Raw genomic sequence first — 20,529 nt, forward strand, 5'->3', positions numbered from 1 at the left:
CGGCGGTCGAGGAGTCCCAGCCATGTCTTCTTCGCGTCTCGGCGTGCTTGTCCTCGCCCTGCTCCTGCTCACCGCCACCCTGCTCGGCGGCTGCGAAAACACCCACCAGCACCTGCTCGCCCAGGGCTACCCGCCCGCCTATGCCGACGGTTTCGACGACGGCTGCGGCAGCGGCCGCCAGGCGGCCGGCTCGATCAGCGGCGAATTCCGCAAGGACGTCCCCCGCTACCTGCGCGAGGCGATCTACGCCAGCGGCTGGGGCGACGGCTTCGAGCAATGCCGGTCGATGGCGCGGAGCGAGGAGCGGCGGCGTTTCGAGGAACGCCAGTGGGACGACCGCGACGACGATTGGCAGCGCGACCGCGACCGCGCGCTGGCCCGGGCCTTGCGCGAGCGCTGAAGCACACTGCGACAACCATCCGCAGCACCGATCCCGGTGCGCTTGATCCACGTCAAGCCGGGCAGCGCGCCGCTGGCCTCTCCTCACAGGACCGGTTGTAACGCCTGATAAGGAGAAAAAAAGATGCAGTCCTCGCAACTGCTCCCGCTTGGCAGCCTGTTGCTGTCCTTCGCCACGCCCCTCGCCCAGGCCGATGCCCTGCACGACCAGGCCAGCGCGCTGTTCAAACCCATCCCCGAGCAGGTCACCGAGCTGCGCGGCCAGCCCATCAGCGAGCAACAGCGCGAACTCGGCAAGAAACTGTTCTTCGACCCGCGCCTGTCGCGCAGCCATGTGCTCAGCTGCAACACCTGCCACAACGTCGGCACCGGCGGCGCCGACAACGTACCGACGTCGGTCGGTCACGGCTGGCAGAAGGGGCCACGCAATTCGCCGACGGTCTTCAACGCGGTATTCAATGCCGCGCAGTTCTGGGATGGCCGCGCCAAGGACCTGGGGGAGCAGGCCAAGGGTCCGATCCAGAACAGCGTCGAGATGCACAGTACCCCGCAGTTGGTCGAACAGACCCTGGGCAGCATCCCGGAATACGTGGACGCCTTCCGCAAGGCCTTCCCCAAGGCCGGCAAGCCGGTCAGCTTCGACAACATGGCGCTGGCCATCGAGGCCTACGAGGCGACCCTGGTAACTCCGGACTCGCCCTTCGACCTGTATCTCAAGGGCGACGACAAGGCCCTCGACGCACAGCAGAAGAAAGGCCTCAAGGCATTCATGGACAGTGGCTGCAGCGCCTGCCACAACGGCATCAACCTGGGCGGCCAGGCCTACTTCCCGTTCGGCCTGGTGAAGAAGCCCGACGCCAGCGTGCTGCCCAGCGGCGACAAGGGCCGCTTCGCCGTGACCAAGACCCAGAGCGACGAGTACGTATTCCGCGCCGCGCCCCTGCGCAACGTCGCCCTCACCGCGCCGTACTTCCACAGCGGCCAGGTCTGGGAACTCAAGGACGCGGTGGCGATCATGGGCAACGCCCAGCTCGGCAAGCAGTTGGCGCCGGACGACGTGGAGAACATCGTCGCCTTCCTGCACAGCCTGAGCGGCAAGCAGCCGCGCGTCGAATATCCGCTGCTGCCGGCCAGCACGGAGACCACGCCGCGTCCCGCGGAATAACCGCCACAAGGAAAAACGGGGCTCCCCTGGAGCCCCGTTTTTTTCCTCTATGGGACGACCTCAGACCACGCCCTGCGCCAGCATCGCATCGGCGACCTTGACGAAGCCGGCGATGTTCGCCCCCTTCACGTAGTTGACCCGCCCCTGCTCCTCGCCGTACAGCAGGCAGGCATGGTGGATCGACTGCATGATGCCGTGCAGCTTGGTATCCACCTCGCCCTCGCTCCAACGCAGGCGCATGGCGTTCTGCGACATCTCCAGACCGCTCACCGCCACCCCGCCGGCGTTCGACGCCTTGCCCGGCGCGTAGAGGATGCCGGCCTCGAGGAACAGGTCGACGGCTTCCAGGGTCGAGGGCATGTTGGCGCCTTCGGCGACACAGACGCAGCCGTTGGCCAGCAGGCGCCGCGCATCCTCGGCATCCAGTTCGTTCTGGGTCGCGCAGGGCAGCGCGATATCGCAGGCCAGGCCCCAGGGCCGGCGCCCTTCGAGGAACTGCAGGGAAAACTGCTCCGCCATCTCGCGGATGCGCCCGCGGCGCACGTTCTTCAGCTCCATCAGGTATTCCCACTGCTCGTCGGAGAGCCCCGCCTCGGCATACAGGGTGCCTTCGGAATCGGACAGCGAGATCACCTTGCCGCCCATTTCCATGACCTTGCGCGCCGCGTACTGGGCGACGTTGCCCGAGCCGGAGATCGCCACCCGCTGGCCGTCGAAGCCGCGGCCACGGTCCTTGAGCATTTCCTGGGCGAAGTAGACGCAGCCGAAGCCGGTCGCCTCCGGGCGGATCAGGCTGCCGCCGTAGCTCAGGCCCTTGCCGGTCAGCACCGAGGTGAACTGGTTGGACAGGCGCTTGTACTGGCCGAACAGGTAGCCGATCTCACGCGCGCCGACGCCGATGTCGCCGGCCGGCACGTCCAGGTCGGCGCCGACGTGACGGTACAGCTCGCTCATGAACGACTGGCAGAAACGCATCACCTCGGCGTCGCTCTTGCCCTTCGGATCGAAGTCGGAGCCGCCCTTGCCGCCGCCCATGGGCAGAGTGGTCAGGGAGTTCTTGAAGACCTGCTCGAAGGCGAGGAACTTCAGCACCCCGAGGTTGACCGAGGGATGGAAGCGCAGGCCGCCCTTGTAGGGGCCGATGGCGCTGCTCATCTGCACCCGGTAGCCACGGTTGACCCGTACCCGGCCCTGGTCGTCGACCCAGGGTACGCGGAACAGGATCGCCCGCTCGGGTTCGACGATGCGTTCGATGATGCCGGCTTCCAGGTAGTGCGGGTTGGCCTCGAGGAACGGCCAGAGGGAACGCAGCACCTCTTCCACCGCCTGGTGGAATTCGGGCTGATCGGGATCGCGCCGCTTCAGGCGCTCGAGGAAAGCGTCGACGGATTGCGTCATTTTTCTCACCGGTTTCTAGTTTTGTGAACAATTTTTTGCGCGTGACTCTAACAAGCCAGGCGGCACCTAGAAAGTGCGAAATGACGCATTGATGAATCTTTATGGTGCAAAACTGAAACTTTCCGGGTCCGCCAGAATGGCTCGGGCCAGAGCACGCGCCCGGAACCAGGCTGCCTCCCGGGGTGGCCACGCACTGTTGAAGGGCGACGAGGGCACCGTTCGCGTGCATCCCGGCGCCAGATGCGAAAGGGCCTCCCCCTGACGGGGGAGGCCCTTTCTCTGCCTACGGCCGGGTCTAGAAGTCGTAGGTCGCGGACAGGCTGAACACCTGTCCCTTGCTGGTTGCCTTGCCATCCAGGCGTCCGCCGCCGAGGCGATCCTGGTTGACCGTCTTCAACGGCACCTCCTTGACGAACTGCCGCGAGTAGGCCGCGTCGATCGACAACTCCGGCATCGACTGGAAGCGATAGCCGGCGCCCAGGGAGGCGAAGTAGCGATCGCCGTCGGGAATCCGCGGGTCGCGGGTGGCATTGTGGGTCGGCGTCTGGTCGTAGGCGACCCCGGCGCGCATGGTCCACTGGTCGGTCACCTTGTAGTCGCCGCCCACCGCCAGGGTCCAGGTGTTCCGGTAGGTGTAGGGGATGGAGACGATCGTGTTGCCGTGGGACTTGAGGGTCAGGTCCTGGAACGACGACCACTCGGTCCAGGTGGCGCTGGCGCCCAGGCTCAGACGGTCGTTGAACTGGTGTACCCAGTCCAGCGAGGCGTAGGCGGGGATATCCAGGCGCGCCGAGGCGGAAGCGCCCATGCGCAGGTCCAGGCCGGGATAGGCCAGGCCTGGCGTGCCGCCCTCGATGGCGCCCTCGGTCAGCCCACCGTCGTGGTCGTAGAGGTTGTAGTGACCCTTCAGCTTGTTGCGGATCTTCGCGTGGTAGGCGAAGCCCAGGGTGTCGCGGTCGGTCGGCTTCCACACCGCGCCGGCGAAGAAGCCGGGCGATGTGTTGTCCACCTTGACCCGCATCAGCGCGGACGAGTTCGAGGCCGGGAACGGAATCCCGCCCATGCCCGGGGAGTTGGCGGCCGAGGCATAGAGATCGAGGTTCTGACTGACGAAGCCGGAGGTGCGCTGGATGATCACCCCGGCGCCCAGGGAGAAGTTGTCGTTGACCTTGAACGACAGGGAGCCGGTCAGGCCGATCGTCTCGATCTTGGTGTCCACCGCGAAATCGCGGCCTTTCCAGTTCGGGTCCCAGGTGCTGCGCATTCCCATCGGAACGACCTGGCTCAGACCGAAGGCGAAGCGGTCGTTGATCGGTACGACCAGGAAGCCGGTCGGCAGCCACGCGCCGAATCCGGCCTGGCCGCCATCGTTGGTAGCCAGCTCGGGAGTGCCCGGCCCATCCTGGTAGCCGCCGGTCATGGGATTGCCCTGGTAGTCGTAGGCATCGCCGTTGTACTTGATGTCGATATCGGCGTAGTTGATCGTCAACTGGGCGATCCGCTTGTCGATGAAAGCCATGGCCGCCGGGTTGTTGAACGCGGCGCTCGGATCGTTGGGAAACAGCGAGCCGCCTGCCATCGCACGGCCCCAGCCCGCCGTGTTGGTGGTCGGTACCATGAAGCCGCCGGCTTGTGCCTGGGACGTGCCGAACAGTCCGCCGACGATCAGGGCGCAGAGCAATGGCAATGGTTTTCTGGCAAACAGGCAGGAAATATCGTTTTTGTTGTTCAAGGTTTCACCCCTGGTGGCTGCTAGTGCACGGGGCACGATGGTCGGCCTGCTTGAGCGTCCTGGCGGACACCCTCCCCCAGGCCGTTTTCCATGTGCGAACGAGGTTCTGCGCCGCTTCCGGCGGAAACTCCCTCGGACCTGCCGGCCCGCGAAGGACGCCTGGCAGCGGGAGCGCGAAACCGCTGGCGCCGAAGGCGCCAGCGGCAGCCCGGATTACGGGTTGACTACGAAGGCCGGGGTCGGCTGCACACTCAGGCTGTTGATCTTGCAGTTCCCAGCCAGCGACTGATTGCTGGCGCTGAGGGTATTGGTGGCGTTGCTCCAGGAACCGTTGACGGTGCTCGGGCCACAGGTAGAGGAGAGAATCTTGAAGCCGACGCCATCGACCTTGCCGGCGGTGGTGCTGGAGACGGTCAGCTTCCACGGCAGGCCGGTCATCTGCGGCACGCTGCACAGGGTGTTGCTGCCGCTGACGGTGACGCTGTCGATCGAGGCATAGGAACCATCGGCGGCTGTCGTGCCCTTGAAGGTGATGTTGCAGGTCACTGGCAGATTGAGCGACGCCGGCGAGCTCACGCTGATGGTGCCAGGTGCGGTGAAGGCCGAGTTGACCGGGGTGATGGTGGCCGCGCTGGCCATGGACGAAACGCTCAGGCAGAGAGCAAGAGCAGCAAAGGACGGCAGGGACTTGATGGATTTCATTGTTTTGTATCCTTCCAGTGAGTTGGCAACGCTCGCGGTTGCCGAGCCTTGATCATGCGGCAGGATCGTCGCCGACCCGCCCCCACGACCACCTTGTGCCTTCCCGTCCGTTCCACCTGCCAGGCGAACCACACCACCCGCCTTGACCGTGCGTACCGGGATTCGGGAGAAGCTTTATCTCATGAGTCCTATCCGGTGCCGACGCTGACGGTCCCCACGACGAGCCGGGACAGACCGGATATCAGAAAGATCCGATAGGTTTGCCAACCCGCCGCACCTCGGAATGCCCGCCTGGCCGACCTCCGCGAACGCAGGCCTGACAGGGCTGGCAAACACCGCGAGGGGGCAGTGGACCAGTCAACGACGGGGGCCAGAGTACGGTCAGCGCGGCTCTGGAAAAGCCTAGCGAAAGAAGGGGGTTGCCCCTCCGAAGAAAGATCGGTGAATACCGTGGAGGGCGAACGAAGCGTCGTCGCGAAGGAATCCTGATACCTCTGTCAACATCCGCGTCGGGAAGAAACGCACCATGACGGGGCATACCTACCAGAATTGGCAGCTCGCGAAGCGACCCAGCCAACCCAAAGTTAGGTTGCCAACTATCGGTCGGACGAGGACGGCACGCGAACGAGACCCGGCTGCAACTCGAACACCTCCACGCCCTCCGGCGTGGAGCGTCCGATCTTGACCTGTTGCGCCATCACGCTGGCGCCGGGAGCCTGGCGAAAGTCCACGAACAGCCGGTCACCCTCGTGGCGTATCGCCTCCGGCGGCACGACGATGGCCTGTTCGTTGCGATAGGTGGTGACCGTCAGCTTGGCGCTCATTCCCAGACGAATCTTCTGCAACTGGCGGGGATCAAGCGGCGCTACCGACACCGTCACCTCGAACTGCGGGCTGCCTCCCTGGGCCATGCCGGGCAGAGCCTGACCACCGAGGGCGGCGATGACGCCCTCCAGCGTGGTGCCCTCGAAGCCGTCGCCACTGATTTCCACCGCCTGCCCTTCGCGCAACTGGTTGATATCCAGTTCGGAAACCTTCGCAGATACCTTCAGCCGCTCGACGCTGGCCAGGCCGAACAACGCCTGGCCCTGCCCCAGCTTGCTACCGGCCTGCACCGGTTCGCGGCTGCCCTGCTCGCCAGCCAGGCCGGGCGCCGCGACGACGATACCGGCAAAGGGCGCGCGCACCGTACGGCCATCCAGCTGGGCCTGCAGCGTCTCGTATTTCACGCTGGCGTTGGCCAGGTCCATTTCGGCGATCTGGCGATTCTCGCCCTGCCCCTTGGCGCGGGTCGACTCCACTTCCCGCCGGGCCGCCTCCAGGTCCATGCGCTGCTGGCTGGCCTGTTGTTCGAGATCGTCGAGTTCGTTGCGCGGGACGATCCCGCGCTGGAACAGCTCGCGGGTCTCGCGCAACTTGCGCTCGGTGCTGCTCTGCGCCAGCTGCGCGCTGCGCAGGGCACGACGGACCCGCGCCATGTCCTCGCCACGCTCCCAGTCGCGCAGGTCCTGCAGGGTGCGACGGGCCTTGAGCAACGCCGACTGTGCCTCGCGCACCTGCACGGCGATCTCGCGGGTGTCCATGCGTAGCAGCTCCTGTCCTTCCGCGACCCGCTGTCCCGGCTCCACCAGCAGCGCCTCGACATTGCCGGCGAAGGGCGCCGCCAGGGTCACCACACGCCCCGGCTCCAGGCGTCCGACCAGGCCGATCTGATGCACCAGCGGGGCCGCCCGCACGGCGACCCAGCGCTCCCCTTCCGTGCGTTTCGCGGTGCCGCCGGCGAGGACCAGCCAGGCCAGCGCCGCGACAACCGCCAGGCCGGCGGCGAGCGGCAATGCGGGCCGGCGCAGGAAGGAAAACCGGTCAGTGGTCATTGAGCGAAATCTCCCAGCTATCCAGGGTCATGCCGACGATCAGGTCGAGCTGCGTCTGCGCATTGAGAAACGAGATCAGGGCATTCAATTGGGTGTTCTCGACGTTGCGCAGGTCGGTCTCGAAGCTCAGCACCTGGAAGTTGCTCGAACGCCCGACGCGCAGCTTTTCCCGCTCGATCTCCAGCTTGCGCCGCGACAAGGCGGTGGCGCGCTGGGCGATCTGGTACTGGCGCCAGCGCGTGCCGAGGTCGCGCACCGCATCGATGACGTTCTGCTCCAGGGTCTGCCGGGCATCCTCGATCAGGATCTTCTGGTTCTCCACGTCGACCTGGGCGCGCACCTCGGCCTGCCGGCGGCTGAGGTCGCCGATGGGAATTTCCACCTGTACCCCGGCGTAGCTGTCCCAGCTGCGTGAATTGTCGCCACCGCCCTCGCTGTAGCGGTCGCGGATCTGGCTGGCGCCGCCCACCAGCGAGACATCCCACAGGCGCTGGTTCTTCGCCAGCACCAGGTTGAGGTCGGCCTGGCGACTGCCGATCAGGCGTTGCAGGTATTCCGGTTGCTGCTGCAGGGCGGTCCTGATCGCCTGCTGGCGGTCAACCTCGATCGGCGTGGCGGCCAGCGCATCGCTGGCGCGGATCTGCGTCGACAGGTCCAGCGCCAGCAGTTGCAGCAGGGCCAGGCGTGCGCTGTCGACCTGGTTGGCGGACTCCTCGACGTTGAGCTCCTGGCTGGCGACGTCGGCCTCGGTCTGCACGATCTCGAATTCGGCCATTCGCCCGGCGCGGATCATCGCCCGGTTGACCTCGAGCAGCTCCTGGGTCCGCGCCAGGGCTTCGCGAGAGATGCGCGCCTGCTCCTGGGCGCGCAGCAGCTCCCGGTAGGCACCGATGACCTGGCTGATGGTCTGCGACACGCTGGCCTTGAGTTGCAGGCGATTGGCGTCTTCGGAGAGACGTGCCAGGCGCAGCGGCGCGGTGGTGACGTCCCAGCCCGCATCGCGCAGCAACGGCTGGACGACGGTCAGGTCGAGGCCATCGCTGCGGTAGCGCCCGGCCTCGTCGGCGGTGCGGAACTGCTTCACCCAGGCCAGGCTGAAGCGAGTGCCATATTCGCCAAGCAGGGTCGCGGTGGGCGAGACATTGCTGGTCCTCGTGCGGTCTTCGGTGGCGCGGTTGGCGCGATAGTCGCCGCGCACCACCAGCTTCGGGTTGAAGGCGTCGGCGGCGACCCGCAGGTCGAACTTCTGCGCGATCCGTTGCAGGTAGGCGCTACGGATTCCACGGTTGTTGCGCAGGCCAAGATAGACCGCGTCGCTCAGGCTGAGGTCGATCACCTGCTCGCTGAGCAGTACCGACCTGCCCTGCTCGCGGGCCATGCTCGGTACGTCCGGACTCAGCGCCGGGTTGACGCTGGCCGCCACCGGAAGAGCGGCGACCAGCCACAGCACGCCCAGGCCCCACCTATTCATCGCGCAGCGCCTCGACCGGTTGCAGGCGAGCCGCCGAGACCGCCGGATAGAGCCCGAAGAACAGCCCCACCAGCAGGGTACTGCCCATCCCCAGCGGCAGGGCCGCGTAGGCCAGAGAGAAGGTCCAGCCGGAGAACCTGGCGTAGAGATACGCAGCCGCCACGCCGAGCACCGCGCCCGACAGCGCGCCCGCGGCGGTCAGGGTCACCGCCTCGATCAGGAACAGGTTGCGGATGTCCCGCTGGCGCGCGCCCAGCGCCATGCGCACGCCGATTTCCCGGCGGCGTTCGGCGACACTCATCAGCATCACGTTCATCACTCCGACGCCGCCGCCGAGCAGGGAGATGATCCCCAGTCCGGCCAGCAGGTAGGTGAAGGTCCGGGTCTGCCGCTTGAGTCCATCGAGCACCTGCTGCGAGACCTGGATCTGCGCCTCGTGACCGGGCAACCGCGCCGTCAGGGCCGCGCCCAGGGCCGCGCCGACGCTATAGACGTCCGCTCCCGGCGTGACCCGCGCCACCACGTGGCTGACCTCGGCGGCCGGCTGCAGGCGCGGCATGCCCGGCGCCGGCACGAACAGCGAGTCGTTGGCGGCGAACGGCAAGAGAGCGGCGCTGGCCTGCGGCTGGAGAATGCCGATCACGCGGAACAGATAGTCGTTGACCGTCAGTTGCTCGCCGAGGCGCAGCGGATCGCCGGGCGCCCCCAGGGCCTCGGCGATTGTCGCGCCCACCACCACGTAGGTGTCGTGATCGTCGAAGTGCGAGAGGAAACGTCCTTCGCGCAGCCGTAGCCTGGCGGCGGCTGCGAGCCCGGCGCTGGCGCCGACGATACTGGCGTTGCTGGTGCGTCCGTGAAAGGTCACCGGGGCCGAGTACAGGCCCAGCGCCGCCAGGTGCTCCAGACCGGCCACGTCGCGGAGCAGCGGTTCGGTGTCGAGCGACGCCGGCATCGGCATCGGCGCCTGCGGGGCGAACGGGAACTGCACCACCAGGGTGTCGGTGCCCATGTCCTTGAAGATGCTCATCGCTTCGTCGGTCGCGTTGCTGCCGATGTTCAGCATCGCGATCACCGATGAACAGCCCATGACGATACCCAGCAACGCCAGCAGCGAGCGGCGCCCCAGCCCGCGAAGACTGGCGAGGGCCTCGTGAAGCAATTGCCGGGGCGACGGGCTGGCGCTCACCGGCAGGCCTCCGCCAGGTCCTCGTGCACCTCGCCATGCCGTACTGTCAGTTGGCGCCCGAGACGGGCCGCCAGGCCGGGATCGTGGGTGACCACCACCAGGGTCACCTGGCGCTCGCGGTTGAGCGTGAGAAGCAGCTCCAGCACTTCTTTCGCGGTGCTCGCGTCGAGGTTGCCGGTTGGTTCGTCGGCGAGGATCAGCGCCGGCTCGCCGACCAGCGCGCGAGCGATGGCGACGCGCTGCCGCTGGCCGCCGGAGAGGTCCGCTGGACGATGGCCGGCGCGCTCGGCCAGGCCGACCCGGGCGAGCATCGCCTCGGCCCGCTCCAGTGCCTCGCGGCGCGGCATCCCTCGATAGCTCAGGGGCAGCGCGACGTTGTCCAGCGCGTTCAGCCGCGGCAACAGGTTGAAGCTCTGGAAGACGAAGCCGATCAGGCGATTGCGGATCGCCGCCAGTCGGTCCCCGTCGACGCTGAAGATGTCGTGCTCGGCGAAGCGGTAGGCGCCGCTGTCCGGGCGGTCGAGCAGGCCGAGGATATTCAGCAGGGTGCTCTTGCCCGAGCCCGACGCGCCGACGATCGCGCAGCTTTCTCCGGGAAAGATGTCCAGGCAGACGTCTTTCAGTATCTGCAGCGGCTGCCCCCCCAGGAGGTAGCCCTTGCCGATCCCCTGCAGGGAGATCAATGATTCGTGCTTGTTTGTTGTTGGCATTCGCACCCGACCGCTCGCATCCCTTCAAGGCCCGCCCGGTCGTACCGCCGCAAGGCCGGCGATACAGGCCGAACGGCCATACTGCTGATGATGGAGACAGCGCACAAGCCGCCACCACCGGCAACGCTACCCCGAGGCGCCAGCGCCGAGCGAAGGTAGCGGCTGGTCCGCCCGGCCAATGCCGGTACTCGATTCCGCCGGGCTTCGCCATATGGCGCGGCCTCTCCGGGCAGGCGGTATTGAGCGCACGGATCGGCTGCGCAGACCACTAGCAGAGCTGACACCATCGCGGCCGTCGATGCACCCCCATCTTTAGTTAGGTGAAGGCTCAGGCATGCTGCGTGGGAGCCTCCCCCGGGTACCGCCGATGGAGGTGTCCCTGCGCAGTTCCCATGTTCCCCAGCGCATGGCTCGTTGAATTCCAGGCATGAAAAAACCGCCGGCCGGCAACGCCGGCGGGCGGTTTCTCGAGGGCGCGCTTACGCCAGTTTCTTGTAGCGCACGCGGTGCGGCTGGGCCGCGGCGTCGCCCAGGCGCTTCTTGCGGTCCGCCTCGAACTCGGTGTAGTTGCCTTCGAAGAAGGTCACCTTGCCATCGTCCTCGTAGGAGAGGATGTGGGTGGCGATCCGGTCGAGGAACCAGCGGTCGTGGGAGATCACGATGGCGGAGCCGGGGAAGTCCAGCAGCGCCTCTTCCAGCGCACGCAGGGTTTCCACGTCGAGGTCGTTGGACGGTTCGTCGAGCAGCAACACGTTGCCACCCTGCTTCAGGGTCAGGGCCAGGTGCAGACGGCCACGCTCACCGCCGGAGAGGTCCTTGACGAACTTCTGCTGGTCGGCGCCCTTGAAGTTGAAGCGACCGACATAGCTGCGCGACGGGACTTCGTAGTTGCCGATCTTGATCTGCTCGAAACCGTCGGAAACCTGCTCCCACACGGTCTTGTTGCCTTCCAGGCTGTCACGGCTCTGGTCGACGCTGGCGATCTGCACGGTCTCGCCGATCTCGATGGTGCCGGAGTCCGGCTGCTCCTTGCCGGTGAGCATGCGGAACAGGGTCGACTTGCCCGCGCCGTTGCCGCCGATCACACCGACGATAGCGCCCTTGGGAATGCTCAGGGACAGGTTGTCGATCAGCACGCGGTCGCCGTAGCCCTTGGTCACGTTGTGCAGTTCGATGACCTTGTCGCCCAGGCGCGGCCCGGCCGGGATGTAGATCTCGTTGGTCTCGCTGCGCTTCTGGAATTCCTGCGACTGCAGTTCCTCGAAGCGCTGCAGGCGCGCCTTGGACTTGGCCTGGCGGCCCTTGGCGCCCTGGCGTACCCACTCCAGCTCGGCCTTCATGGCCTTGGCGTGGGAGGCTTCCTGCTTGGCTTCCTGGGCCAGGCGGGCGGCCTTGGATTCCAGCCAGCCGGAGTAGTTGCCTTCGAACGGGATGCCATGGCCACGGTCGAGTTCGAGGATCCAGCCGGCGACGTTGTCGAGGAAGTAGCGGTCGTGGGTGATCGCCACCACGGTGCCGGGGAAGTCGTGCAGGAAATGCTCCAGCCAGGCCACCGAGTCGGCGTCCAGGTGGTTGGTCGGTTCGTCCAGCAGCAGCATGTCGGGAGCCGACAGCAGCAGGCGGCACAGCGCTACGCGGCGCTTTTCGCCGCCGGACAGGTGCTCGACCTTGGCATCCCACGGCGGCAGGCGCAGGGCGTCGGCGGCGACTTCCAGCTGGCGTTCCAGGTTGTGTCCGTCGGATGCCTGGAGGATCGCCTCCAGCTTGGCCTGCTCGGCGGCCAGGGCGTCGAAGTCGGCATCCGGCTCGGCATAGGCGGCATAGACCTCGTCCAGCCGCGCCTGGGCCTGCTTGATCTGGCCGACGGCCTCTTCGACGATGTCGCGCACGGTGGCCTGCGGGTCCAGCTTGGGCTCCTGCGGCAGGTAGCCGACGTTGATCCCCGGCATCGGCCGGGCCTCGCCTTCGATCTCGGTGTCGACGCCGGCCATGATCCGCAGCAGGGTGGACTTGCCCGCGCCGTTCAGGCCGAGCACGCCGATCTTGGCGCCGGGGAAGAACGACAGGGAGATGTCCTTGAGGATTTCACGCTTGGGCGGAACGATCTTGCCGACCCGATGCATGGTGTAGACGTACTGAGCCAAAACGAGCACCTCATGAAGAAAAGGAAAAAAACTCGGCCAAGTATATGACAGACCGAGAGAAAGCTGGCCAGCCACCCCGGTTTTCGTGGGGCGGGGCGCTTCGCCGGCGAATGTTCGCCGTCCGATTCCAGGCCGCTACGGTGACGCTGAGCAGCGTACTGGCCGCCTTTACCGTCTCCGCTACCCTCGTCCTGTCGAAAGCGTTCTGCCTGGGGGAGGCGGCGACCATCGCCCCGTGCGGGGTCTGGGTGGGCCTGGCACTGCTCGCGGCCATGGTGCTGCCTCTCAAGACCTGACGCAAAGCAAGGCGTGGGGAGATACAGCCTGCTACAATTGATCCAAATCAGTCTCAAAAGAACAAAAAAAACCTCAAAAATGACACTCGCTCCCAGATCCGCCCACCTACCCGACTCCCCGCACAAGGACAGTCTCGACCCAGCGCCAACCCCGTCGTCTCAGGACCAGCGCCTGCTCAAGGCCCTGGCCACCGCGATGGTCAATCATCCGCGCGCCACCATGGGAGAACTGGCGGAACTGGCAGGAGTGAGCAGGGCAACCCTGAACCGTCATTGCGGTACCCGCGAAGGTCTCAAGCGGCGCCTGGAAAGCCATGCCAGGAGTACCCTCGAACGCCTCACCCACAGCGCCGCCCTGCAGCGGCTGGAGCCGCGGGAAGCGCTACGCGAGCTGATCCGGGAACACCTCGCCCAGCGCGACCTGCTGGCGCTGCTGATGTTCGAGCAGAACCCGGGACGCCAGGCCGGGCATGGGGACGCCAGTTGGCAGTCCTATGTCGAAGCCCTGGACGCCTTCTTCCTGCGCGGCCAGCAGAAGCGTGTGTTCCGTATCGATATCAGCGCGGCGACCTTCAGCGAACTCTTCATCGTCCTGATCTACGGCATGGTCGATGCCGAGCGCCGCGGTCGCGCGGCCAGCGCCGGGTTGTCCGCCACGCTCGAGGAGCTGTTCCTGCGTGGCGCGTCGAACCCCGCACAACCTGCCAGCCCTTGAGCGGGCGGCAGTTGCCACCCGCTAGCACCGTTTCCCACACGTTTACCCGCTCAACTCCTGCCGCCTCGATGTACCACCAGGCTCCGTCCCTCGTCCCAGCCTCCGCCGAGCGCGCGGAACAGGTCGACCAGGGCGATCTGCCGCTGGGTGCTGCCGTCGATGAAGGCGATCTCGTTGAGGAAGCTGCTGCGCTGCGCATCGAGGTAGCGCAGGTGGTTGTCGACGCCACTCTCGTAGCGTGCCTTGGCCAGCTTCAGGGCTTCGTTGCTGCTGTTCGCCAGGGCGCGCAGGGCCTTCTCTTCGCGACGCAGGGTATCGCTGGCCGCCAGGGCGTCGGCGACCTCGCGGAAAGCGGTCTGGATGGTCCCCTCGTAGGCGGCCACCGCCGAATCCTTGCGCGCCTCGGCCAGGCTCAGGTTGGCACGGTTGCGCCCGCCATCGAAGATCGGCAGCGTCAGCGTCGGCAGGAAGCTCCAGGAGCGCGAGCCGCCATCGAACAGGCCGGACATTTCCGCGCTGGAGGTGCCGAAGCTGCCGGTCAGGCTGATGCGTGGGAAGAACGCCGCGCGCGCCGCGCCGATATCCGCGTTGCGCGCCCGCAAACGATGTTCGGCGGCAAGGATGTCCGGGCGTCGCTCGATCAGCTCGGACGGCGTGCCGGGTGCGATGTCCTGCAGCAGCTTCGGCCGCCGCCCCGGACTCCGCGGAATCGCCTGCGCGGCATCGTCGCTACCCAGCAGCAACACCAGCGCGTTGAATGCCTGCTGTTTCTGCCGCAGGTTGCGCTCCTGCTCGGCGCGCGCCTGCTCCACCAGGCCAAGGGCTTCCTGGTAGTCCAGCGCGGTGGCGGCACCGGCCGCGCGGCGCTGGTCGATCAGGGCGAAGGAATACTCGCGGCTGACCAGGGTCTGACGGGTCAGCGCCAGGCGCCGCAGGGCGCCGTCGTAGCTCAGGTAGGCCTGGCTGACCTCGGCGACCAGGGCGATCCGTGCCGCACGCGCCGCCTCCTCGCTGGCCAGGTACTGTTGCAGGGCTGCGTCGGTCAGGCTCTTGACCCGACCGAAGAGGTCCAGTTCGTACTCCGGCAGGGCCAGCCCGACCTGGTAGCTGCTGGCCACTTCCGAGCGATTGCCGGCGGACAGGTCAGCCGGCTGCCGCTGGCGGTTGCCGGTGGCAGCGGCGTTCAGGCCCGGAACCCGGTCGGCGCGCTGGATTCGATACTGCGCGCGGGCCGCCTCGATATCCAGGAGGGTCTGGCGCAGCGAGCGGTTGTTATCCAGGGCCACGTCCACCAGGCGGCGTAGTTCGGCATCGACGATGAAACTCTTCCAATCCAGCGTGTCGATCGCCGCGCCCTGGCGCTGGGCGGCGGCGCCGCTCCAGCTGTCGGCCACCGGCGCGGCGGGACGTTCGTAGGTCGGCGCCATGGAGCAGGCGCCGAGGGTCAGGGCGATCAGCAGCGCCGATACGCCGAAAGCAGGTTTGCGCATCTCGTTCACTCCCCGGCCGAAGCGGCCTGTTCGATGGGTGCCGGCTTGCTGCGCAGCAGCGACAGCAGCCAGACGAAACAGATGGGTACGAACAGCACGCCGAGGAAGGTGGCGCTGAGCATCCCGCCGATCACTCCGGTGCCGATGGCGCGCTGGCTCGCCGCGCCGGCGCCGCTGGCCAGGGCCAGGGGTACCACGCCGAGGATGAACGCCATGGAAGTCATGATGATCGGTCGGAAGCGCAGGCGCGCGGCCTCGATGGCGGCGTCGCGCAGGCTATGCCCCTGCTCCCAGAGTTCCTTGGCGAACTCGACGATGAGAATCGCGTTCTTCGCCGAAAGACCGATGATGGTGATCAGGCCGACCTTGAAATACACGTCGTTGGACATACCGCTGACCATCACCGCGAGCACCGCGCCGATGGCGCCGATCGGCACGATCAGCATCACCGACAGCGGGATCGACCAGCTCTCGTAGAGCGCCACCAGCAACAGGAACACCACCAGGATGGCGAGGGCGAACAGGCTGGTGGCCTGCCCGGCGGAGACCTTCTCCTGATAGGACAGGCCGGTCCACTCGTAGCCGATGCCGGCCGGCAGCTGCGCGGCCAGGCGCTCCATTTCCGCCATGGCTTCGCCGGTACTGAAGCCGGGCGCGGCGTCACCGACGATGCGGATCGACGGGTAGCCGTTATAGCGCACCAATTGCACCGGTCCCTCTTCCCATTTCACGCTGACGAAGGCGCTGAGCGGTACCAGGTTGCCAGCAGCGTTAGGCACGTATAGCTCGAGCACGCTTTCCGGGGTCATCCGGTTGCCCTGTTCGGCCTGGATCACCACCCGCTGTTGGCGCCCCGCATTGGTGAAGTCGTTGATCACCTCCGAGCCGAAGGCGGCGGACAGCGTGCCGCTGATGGTCTCGAAGCTCACCCCCAGGGCGCGGGCCTTCTCCCGGTCGATCAACAGGCGCAGTTGCGGCGCTTCGGCCAGTCCTTCCATCATCGCGTAAAGGAATTTCGGGTTGGTCTGGATCTCGCCAAGAAGAGTATCGCGAGCCTGCAGCAGCGCTTCGCGGCCGACCCCGCTACGGTCCATCAGGCGCAATGCGAAGCCGCCGGAATTACCCAGACCGTTGATCGGTGGCGGCGACACGGCCATGACCGTGCCATCGTCGGGCAGCGCGAAATGCTCGTTCAGCGCGGCGATCTCGGCGGCGGCCGACTGCTCGGCGCCTCGCTCGGACCAGTCCTTGAAGGTCGGGAAGGCCAGCGCGGCATTGTCGCCCTGGCCGGAGAAGCTGAAGCCCGAGATCAGGAACACCGAAGCCACCGCCTCGCGGGACTTGAGGAAGCGCTCGAGTTCCTCGCCGGTGGCATCGGTGCGCACGCGCGAAGCGCCAGGCGGCAGTTGCACGTCGACCACCATGTAGCCGAGGTCTTCCGCCGGCACGAAGGCTTCCGGCAGGCGCAGGTAGAAGTAGCCGAGCATGGCCACCAGGCCGGCGTACACCAGCATGAAGCGTCCGGCGCGCGCCACCAGCTTCGAGTTGAGCAGCGAATAGCGCTCGGTGACGCGGGCGAAGCCACGGTTGAAGGCGCCGAAGAAGCCGCGCTTCTCGTGGTGCCCTTCGGGAATGGGCTTGAGCAGCGTGGCGCACAGCGCCGGGGTGAAGGTCAGGGCGAGGAAGCCGGAGAACAGGATCGAGACCGCCAGCGACACCGAGAACTGCTGGTAGATCACCCCCACCGAACCGGCCATGAAAGCCAGCGGCAGGAACACCGCCGAGAGCACCAGGGTGATGCCGACGATGGCGCCGGATACCTGCTTCATCGCCTTGACCGTGGCCTCGGCCGGGGAAATCCCCTCCTCCGCCATGATCCGCTCGACGTTCTCCACCACCACGATGGCGTCGTCCACCAGGATGCCGATCGCCAGGACCATGCCGAACATGGTCATCATGTTCACCGAGAACCCCAGCAGGTACATCACCATCAGTGTACCCAGCAGGCACACCGGCACCACGATGGACGGGATCAGGGTGTAGCGGACGTTCTGCAGGAACAGGAACATCACCAGGAACACCAGGACCATCGCTTCGATCAGGGTGTGGATCACCTTCTCGATGGCCACGTCGACGAAGCGCGAGGTGTCGTAGGGCACGCTGTACTGCATGTCCTCGGGGAAGAACGCCGACAGTTCGGCGAGACGCTGTTTCACCAAGGTAGCGGTCTGGATCGCGTTGGCCCCGGGCGACAGCTGGATAGCCCCGCCCACGGTGGGCGTGCCATTCAGTCGCGAGGAAATGTTGTAGCTCTCCTTGCCGAGTTCCAGGCGCGCGACATCGGCGAGCCGGACCAGCGAGCCGTCCTCGTTGGCGCGCAGCACTACCTGGCCGAACTCCTGCGGATCGTCCAGGGTGCCCTTCACCGCCAGGGTCGCCGTCAGCTCCTGCGCGGAACTGCCCGGTGCGCTGCCGAAGGCGCCGGCCGGCACCTGCACGTTCTGCCCGCGGATGGCATTGCTCACGTCGTCGATGGAGAGGCCGAAGCCCACCAGCTTCTGCGGATCGATCCAGACCCGCATGGCCGCCTCGGAAGAGAAGAATTGCAGCTTGCCGACGCCCGGCAGGCGCCGCAGCTCGTTGTTGATATTGCGCGCGGCGTAGTCGCCGAGGGCGGTGGTGTCGCTGCGCTGAGCGCCTTCCTTGTAGCTGAGCGCATAGATCAGCAGGAAACCGGCGCTGGTCTGCTCGACCTGCAGGCCCTGGGTCAGCACCGCCTGCGGCATGCGCGCCTCGGCTTTCTTCAGGCGGTTCTGCACGTCCACCTGGGCCAGGTCCGGATCGGTGCCCGGCTCGAAGGTGACGACGATCTCGGCGGTGCCGTTGGAGTTGTTGGTCGACTCGAAGTAGAGCAGGCCCTTGGCGCCGTTCAGCGACTCCTCGAGCACACTGGTGACGGAGTCCACCAGCACCTTCGCCGAGGCGCCGGGATAGGTGGCGGTGATGGTGATCTGTGGCGGCGCGACATTGGGGTACTGCGCTACCGGCAATTTGGAAATGACCAGCAGGCCGGCCAGGGAGATGAACAGGGCCACCACCCAGGCGAAGTTCGGCCGCTTGATGAAGAATTCGGACATCGGAAAATCCTCGGGGCGAACCCGCCCTTACTGTTGCGGCGCAGATGACTGGGCTTGCGCCTGGGCACCATCCGGCTTCGGCACGATCTTCACCCCCGGCTGCACCGCAGCCAGGCCGCCGACTATGACCCGGTCACCCGGCTCCAGGCCCTCGGTGATCTGCCAGCGCGAACCCTGCATGACGCCGGTACCGACGCTGCGCGCCTCGGCGCGCTCGTCGGCGCCCACCACCATCACCTGGGCGCTGCCGTCGCTGGAGCGGCGCACGGCCCGTTGCGGCACCAGGATCGCCTGGTTGTCGATGCCCTGGGGCGTACGTACGCGCACGTACATGCCCGGCAGCAGGACCCCGTCGGGGTTGGCGAACTTGCCGCGCAGGGCGATCTGGCCGGTGCCGCGATCCACCGCCACGTCGGCGAACTGCAACGCGCCCTGGCGCTCGTAGGGCGTCCCTTCGACGCGCAGGGTCAGCGCCTGGCTGTCGCCGGCGGCCAAGGTGCCTTTCTTCAGGGCGTCGCGCAGGCGCAGGGCCTCGGCCGCGGTCTGGGTGAAATCCGCATAGATCGGATCGAGCTGCTGGATACGCGCCATCAGCGTCGCCTCGCCCTGCCCGACCAGCGCGCCCTCGGTCACCAGCGCGCGGCCGATGCGCCCGGAGATCGGCGCAGTGACCGAGGCGTAGCCGAGGTTCAGGCGCGCGGTCTCCAGGTCGGCCTGGGCCGAGCGGGTCGCCGCCTCGGCGCTGCGCAGGTCGGCGGTGGCGGTATCGAAGTCCTGCTGGCTGACCGCCTGGATCTTCACCAGCGGCTCGTAGCGACGCACCCGCGCCTGCGCCTCGAACAGCACCGCGCGGTTCCGCGCCAGCTCGCCCTCGGCGCGCGACACCGCAGCCTTCAGCGGTGCCGGATCGATCTGGAACAGCAGGTCGCCAGCCTTGACGTCGGCGCCCTCCTCGAAGCGCTTCTGCACGACGATGCCGGCCACCCGCGCGCGCACCTCGGCGACCCGCACCGGTTCGATCCGCCCAGGCAGTTCCGAACTCAGCGCCAGGGGCTCGGCCTGCACCGTCAGGACCTCCACCGGCAACACCATTTCGGCGACCTCCTGTCGCTCTTCCGCCGGCCCACAACCCGCCAACGCGATGGCCATAGCCAACGCCCCGATCCTTCCTATTGCACGCAAATCAGCCATGACCCACCCGACCGTTGATTGAAAACGGATCGAATGGTACTTTTTCGAGCTAATTGAGTCAATATTGTCTCAAATGATCTTTTGTCATCTAATTCCTTTGGACGCGAGGCCAGTTTTCTGCACAATGCGCACAATCGGAAAAACCAACCGGGACCCATCGATGACCCTGATTTCCCATGACGAGCGACTCATCAAGGCACTGGCAGTCGCTATCGTCGACCGCCCGCGAGCGACGCTGAAGGAACTGGCCGAGGCGGCCGGCGTAAGCAAGGCCACCCTGCACCGCTTCTGCGGCACGCGGGACAACCTGGTGCAGATGCTCGAGGACCACGGAGAGACCGTGCTGAACCAGATCATCCAGGCCTGCGACCTGGAGCATGCCGAGCCTCTGGAGGCGTTGCAGCGCCTGATCAAGGAACACCTCACCCACCGCGAGCTGCTGGTATTCCTGGTATTCCAGTACCGCCCGGACTTCCTCGACCCGCACGGCGAAGGCGCACGCTGGCAGTCCTACCTGGAAGCGCTGGACGCCTTCTTCCTGCGCGGACAGCAGAAAGGCGTGTTTCGCATCGACATCACGGCAGCCGTGTTCACCGAACTGTTCATCACCCTGGTCTACGGCATGGTCGATGCGGAACGCCGCGGTCGGGCGGCCAGCTCCAATTCCGCGCATACCCTGGAGCAGATGTTCCTCCACGGCGCTTCCAATCCGGCGCGCTCCTGACCCTTGCGCCCGCGGCGGCGCCCCTCTCGTCGCCGCATGGCACGGACCGATCCGCGTGCCGTCGACTTCGGCCGCCCGGAGGCCTGCTCGACACTCGGGAAGATCAGTCGTCACCGGTCCTGCGACAAAGTGCCTCGACAGCCGGAAAGGACCGTGACGCTCGTCGGCGATACTGGCACTTGGCCTTGCTTCCGG

Annotated in this window: 16 protein-coding genes; 5 read left to right on the top strand and 11 right to left on the bottom strand. The window is 66.6% G+C overall.

Annotated features, from left to right (window positions below):
- Positions 1–22: 22 nt before the first annotated feature.
- Positions 23–400: a hypothetical protein gene (locus VQ065_RS26195; RefSeq protein WP_003094811.1), complete on the top strand. Its 378-nt coding sequence runs from the start codon at positions 23–25 to the stop codon at positions 398–400.
- 123 nt (positions 401–523) lie between these two features.
- Positions 524–1,564: a cytochrome-c peroxidase CcpA gene (gene ccpA / locus VQ065_RS26200; RefSeq protein WP_003094815.1), complete on the top strand. Its 1,041-nt coding sequence runs from the start codon at positions 524–526 to the stop codon at positions 1,562–1,564.
- Between the two features lie 60 nt (positions 1,565–1,624).
- On the opposite strand, the gene gdhA is transcribed toward ccpA, so the two are convergent.
- From gdhA to ettA, 8 genes are all read right to left on the bottom strand, one after another.
- Positions 1,625–2,962 (bottom strand): NADP-specific glutamate dehydrogenase, encoded by a 1,338-nt coding sequence (gene gdhA / locus VQ065_RS26205; RefSeq protein ID WP_003094817.1) that lies wholly within the window; start codon positions 2,960–2,962, stop codon positions 1,625–1,627.
- 295 nt (positions 2,963–3,257) lie between these two features.
- On the bottom strand, positions 3,258–4,649 hold the full coding sequence (locus VQ065_RS26210; RefSeq protein ID WP_004364348.1) for an outer membrane protein transport protein: 1,392 nt from the start codon (positions 4,647–4,649) through the stop codon (positions 3,258–3,260).
- Between the two features lie 258 nt (positions 4,650–4,907).
- Positions 4,908–5,396 (bottom strand): alkane oxidation protein activator PraA, encoded by a 489-nt coding sequence (praA, locus tag VQ065_RS26215; RefSeq protein ID WP_003094820.1) that lies wholly within the window; start codon positions 5,394–5,396, stop codon positions 4,908–4,910.
- Positions 5,397–5,992: 596 nt separating this feature from the next.
- A complete protein-coding gene (locus VQ065_RS26220; RefSeq protein ID WP_003094821.1) occupies positions 5,993–7,270 on the bottom strand; it encodes an efflux RND transporter periplasmic adaptor subunit in 1,278 nt (425 codons plus the stop codon).
- Positions 7,260–8,741: a TolC family protein gene (locus VQ065_RS26225; RefSeq protein ID WP_016562356.1), complete on the bottom strand. Its 1,482-nt coding sequence runs from the start codon at positions 8,739–8,741 to the stop codon at positions 7,260–7,262. The genes VQ065_RS26220 and VQ065_RS26225 overlap by 11 nt, the downstream gene beginning before the upstream one ends.
- The gene (locus tag VQ065_RS26230; protein WP_003094825.1) at positions 8,734–9,927 is read right to left on the bottom strand and encodes an ABC transporter permease; all 1,194 of its coding nucleotides are present in this window, start codon (positions 9,925–9,927) and stop codon (positions 8,734–8,736) included. The genes VQ065_RS26225 and VQ065_RS26230 overlap by 8 nt, the downstream gene beginning before the upstream one ends.
- Positions 9,924–10,610, bottom strand: a complete 687-nt coding sequence (locus VQ065_RS26235) for an ABC transporter ATP-binding protein (protein WP_003112804.1) — start codon at positions 10,608–10,610, stop codon at positions 9,924–9,926. The genes VQ065_RS26230 and VQ065_RS26235 overlap by 4 nt, the downstream gene beginning before the upstream one ends.
- Before the next feature lie 506 nt (positions 10,611–11,116).
- Positions 11,117–12,781 (bottom strand): energy-dependent translational throttle protein EttA, encoded by a 1,665-nt coding sequence (ettA, locus tag VQ065_RS26240; protein WP_003094829.1) that lies wholly within the window; start codon positions 12,779–12,781, stop codon positions 11,117–11,119.
- A 110-nt stretch (positions 12,782–12,891) separates the two neighbouring features.
- Here ettA and VQ065_RS26245 point away from each other — a divergent pair, with 110 nt between their 5' ends.
- Both VQ065_RS26245 and escR read left to right on the top strand, forming a co-directional pair.
- The gene (locus VQ065_RS26245) at positions 12,892–13,077 is read left to right on the top strand and encodes a hypothetical protein (protein ID WP_003094831.1); all 186 of its coding nucleotides are present in this window, start codon (positions 12,892–12,894) and stop codon (positions 13,075–13,077) included.
- A 196-nt stretch (positions 13,078–13,273) separates the two neighbouring features.
- On the top strand, positions 13,274–13,792 hold the full coding sequence (gene escR, locus VQ065_RS26250; RefSeq protein ID WP_003094834.1) for a TetR/AcrR family transcriptional regulator EscR: 519 nt from the start codon (positions 13,274–13,276) through the stop codon (positions 13,790–13,792).
- A gap of 50 nt (positions 13,793–13,842) precedes the next feature.
- On the opposite strand, the gene oprJ is transcribed toward escR, so the two are convergent.
- From oprJ to mexC, 3 genes are read right to left on the bottom strand one after another with little or no spacing between them, the layout of a single operon-like run.
- Entirely contained in the window at positions 13,843–15,282 is a 1,440-nt protein-coding gene (gene oprJ / locus VQ065_RS26255) for a multidrug efflux transporter outer membrane subunit OprJ (protein WP_004352729.1), read from the bottom strand.
- A gap of 5 nt (positions 15,283–15,287) precedes the next feature.
- The gene (gene mexD, locus VQ065_RS26260) at positions 15,288–18,419 is read right to left on the bottom strand and encodes a multidrug efflux RND transporter permease subunit MexD (protein WP_003094838.1); all 3,132 of its coding nucleotides are present in this window, start codon (positions 18,417–18,419) and stop codon (positions 15,288–15,290) included.
- Positions 18,420–18,446: 27 nt separating this feature from the next.
- Positions 18,447–19,610 (bottom strand): multidrug efflux RND transporter periplasmic adaptor subunit MexC, encoded by a 1,164-nt coding sequence (gene mexC / locus VQ065_RS26265; RefSeq protein WP_023657821.1) that lies wholly within the window; start codon positions 19,608–19,610, stop codon positions 18,447–18,449.
- A gap of 160 nt (positions 19,611–19,770) precedes the next feature.
- On the opposite strand from mexC, the gene nfxB reads away from it, so the two are divergent.
- A complete protein-coding gene (gene nfxB / locus VQ065_RS26270) occupies positions 19,771–20,334 on the top strand; it encodes an efflux pump transcriptional repressor NfxB (protein ID WP_003094842.1) in 564 nt (187 codons plus the stop codon).
- The last annotated feature ends 195 nt before the right edge of the window (positions 20,335–20,529 follow it).

Origin of the sequence: Pseudomonas sp. KBN10P06128 (assembly GCF_037574945.1) — a bacterium.
Classification (GTDB): Bacteria; Pseudomonadota; Gammaproteobacteria; order Pseudomonadales; family Pseudomonadaceae; genus Pseudomonas; species Pseudomonas aeruginosa.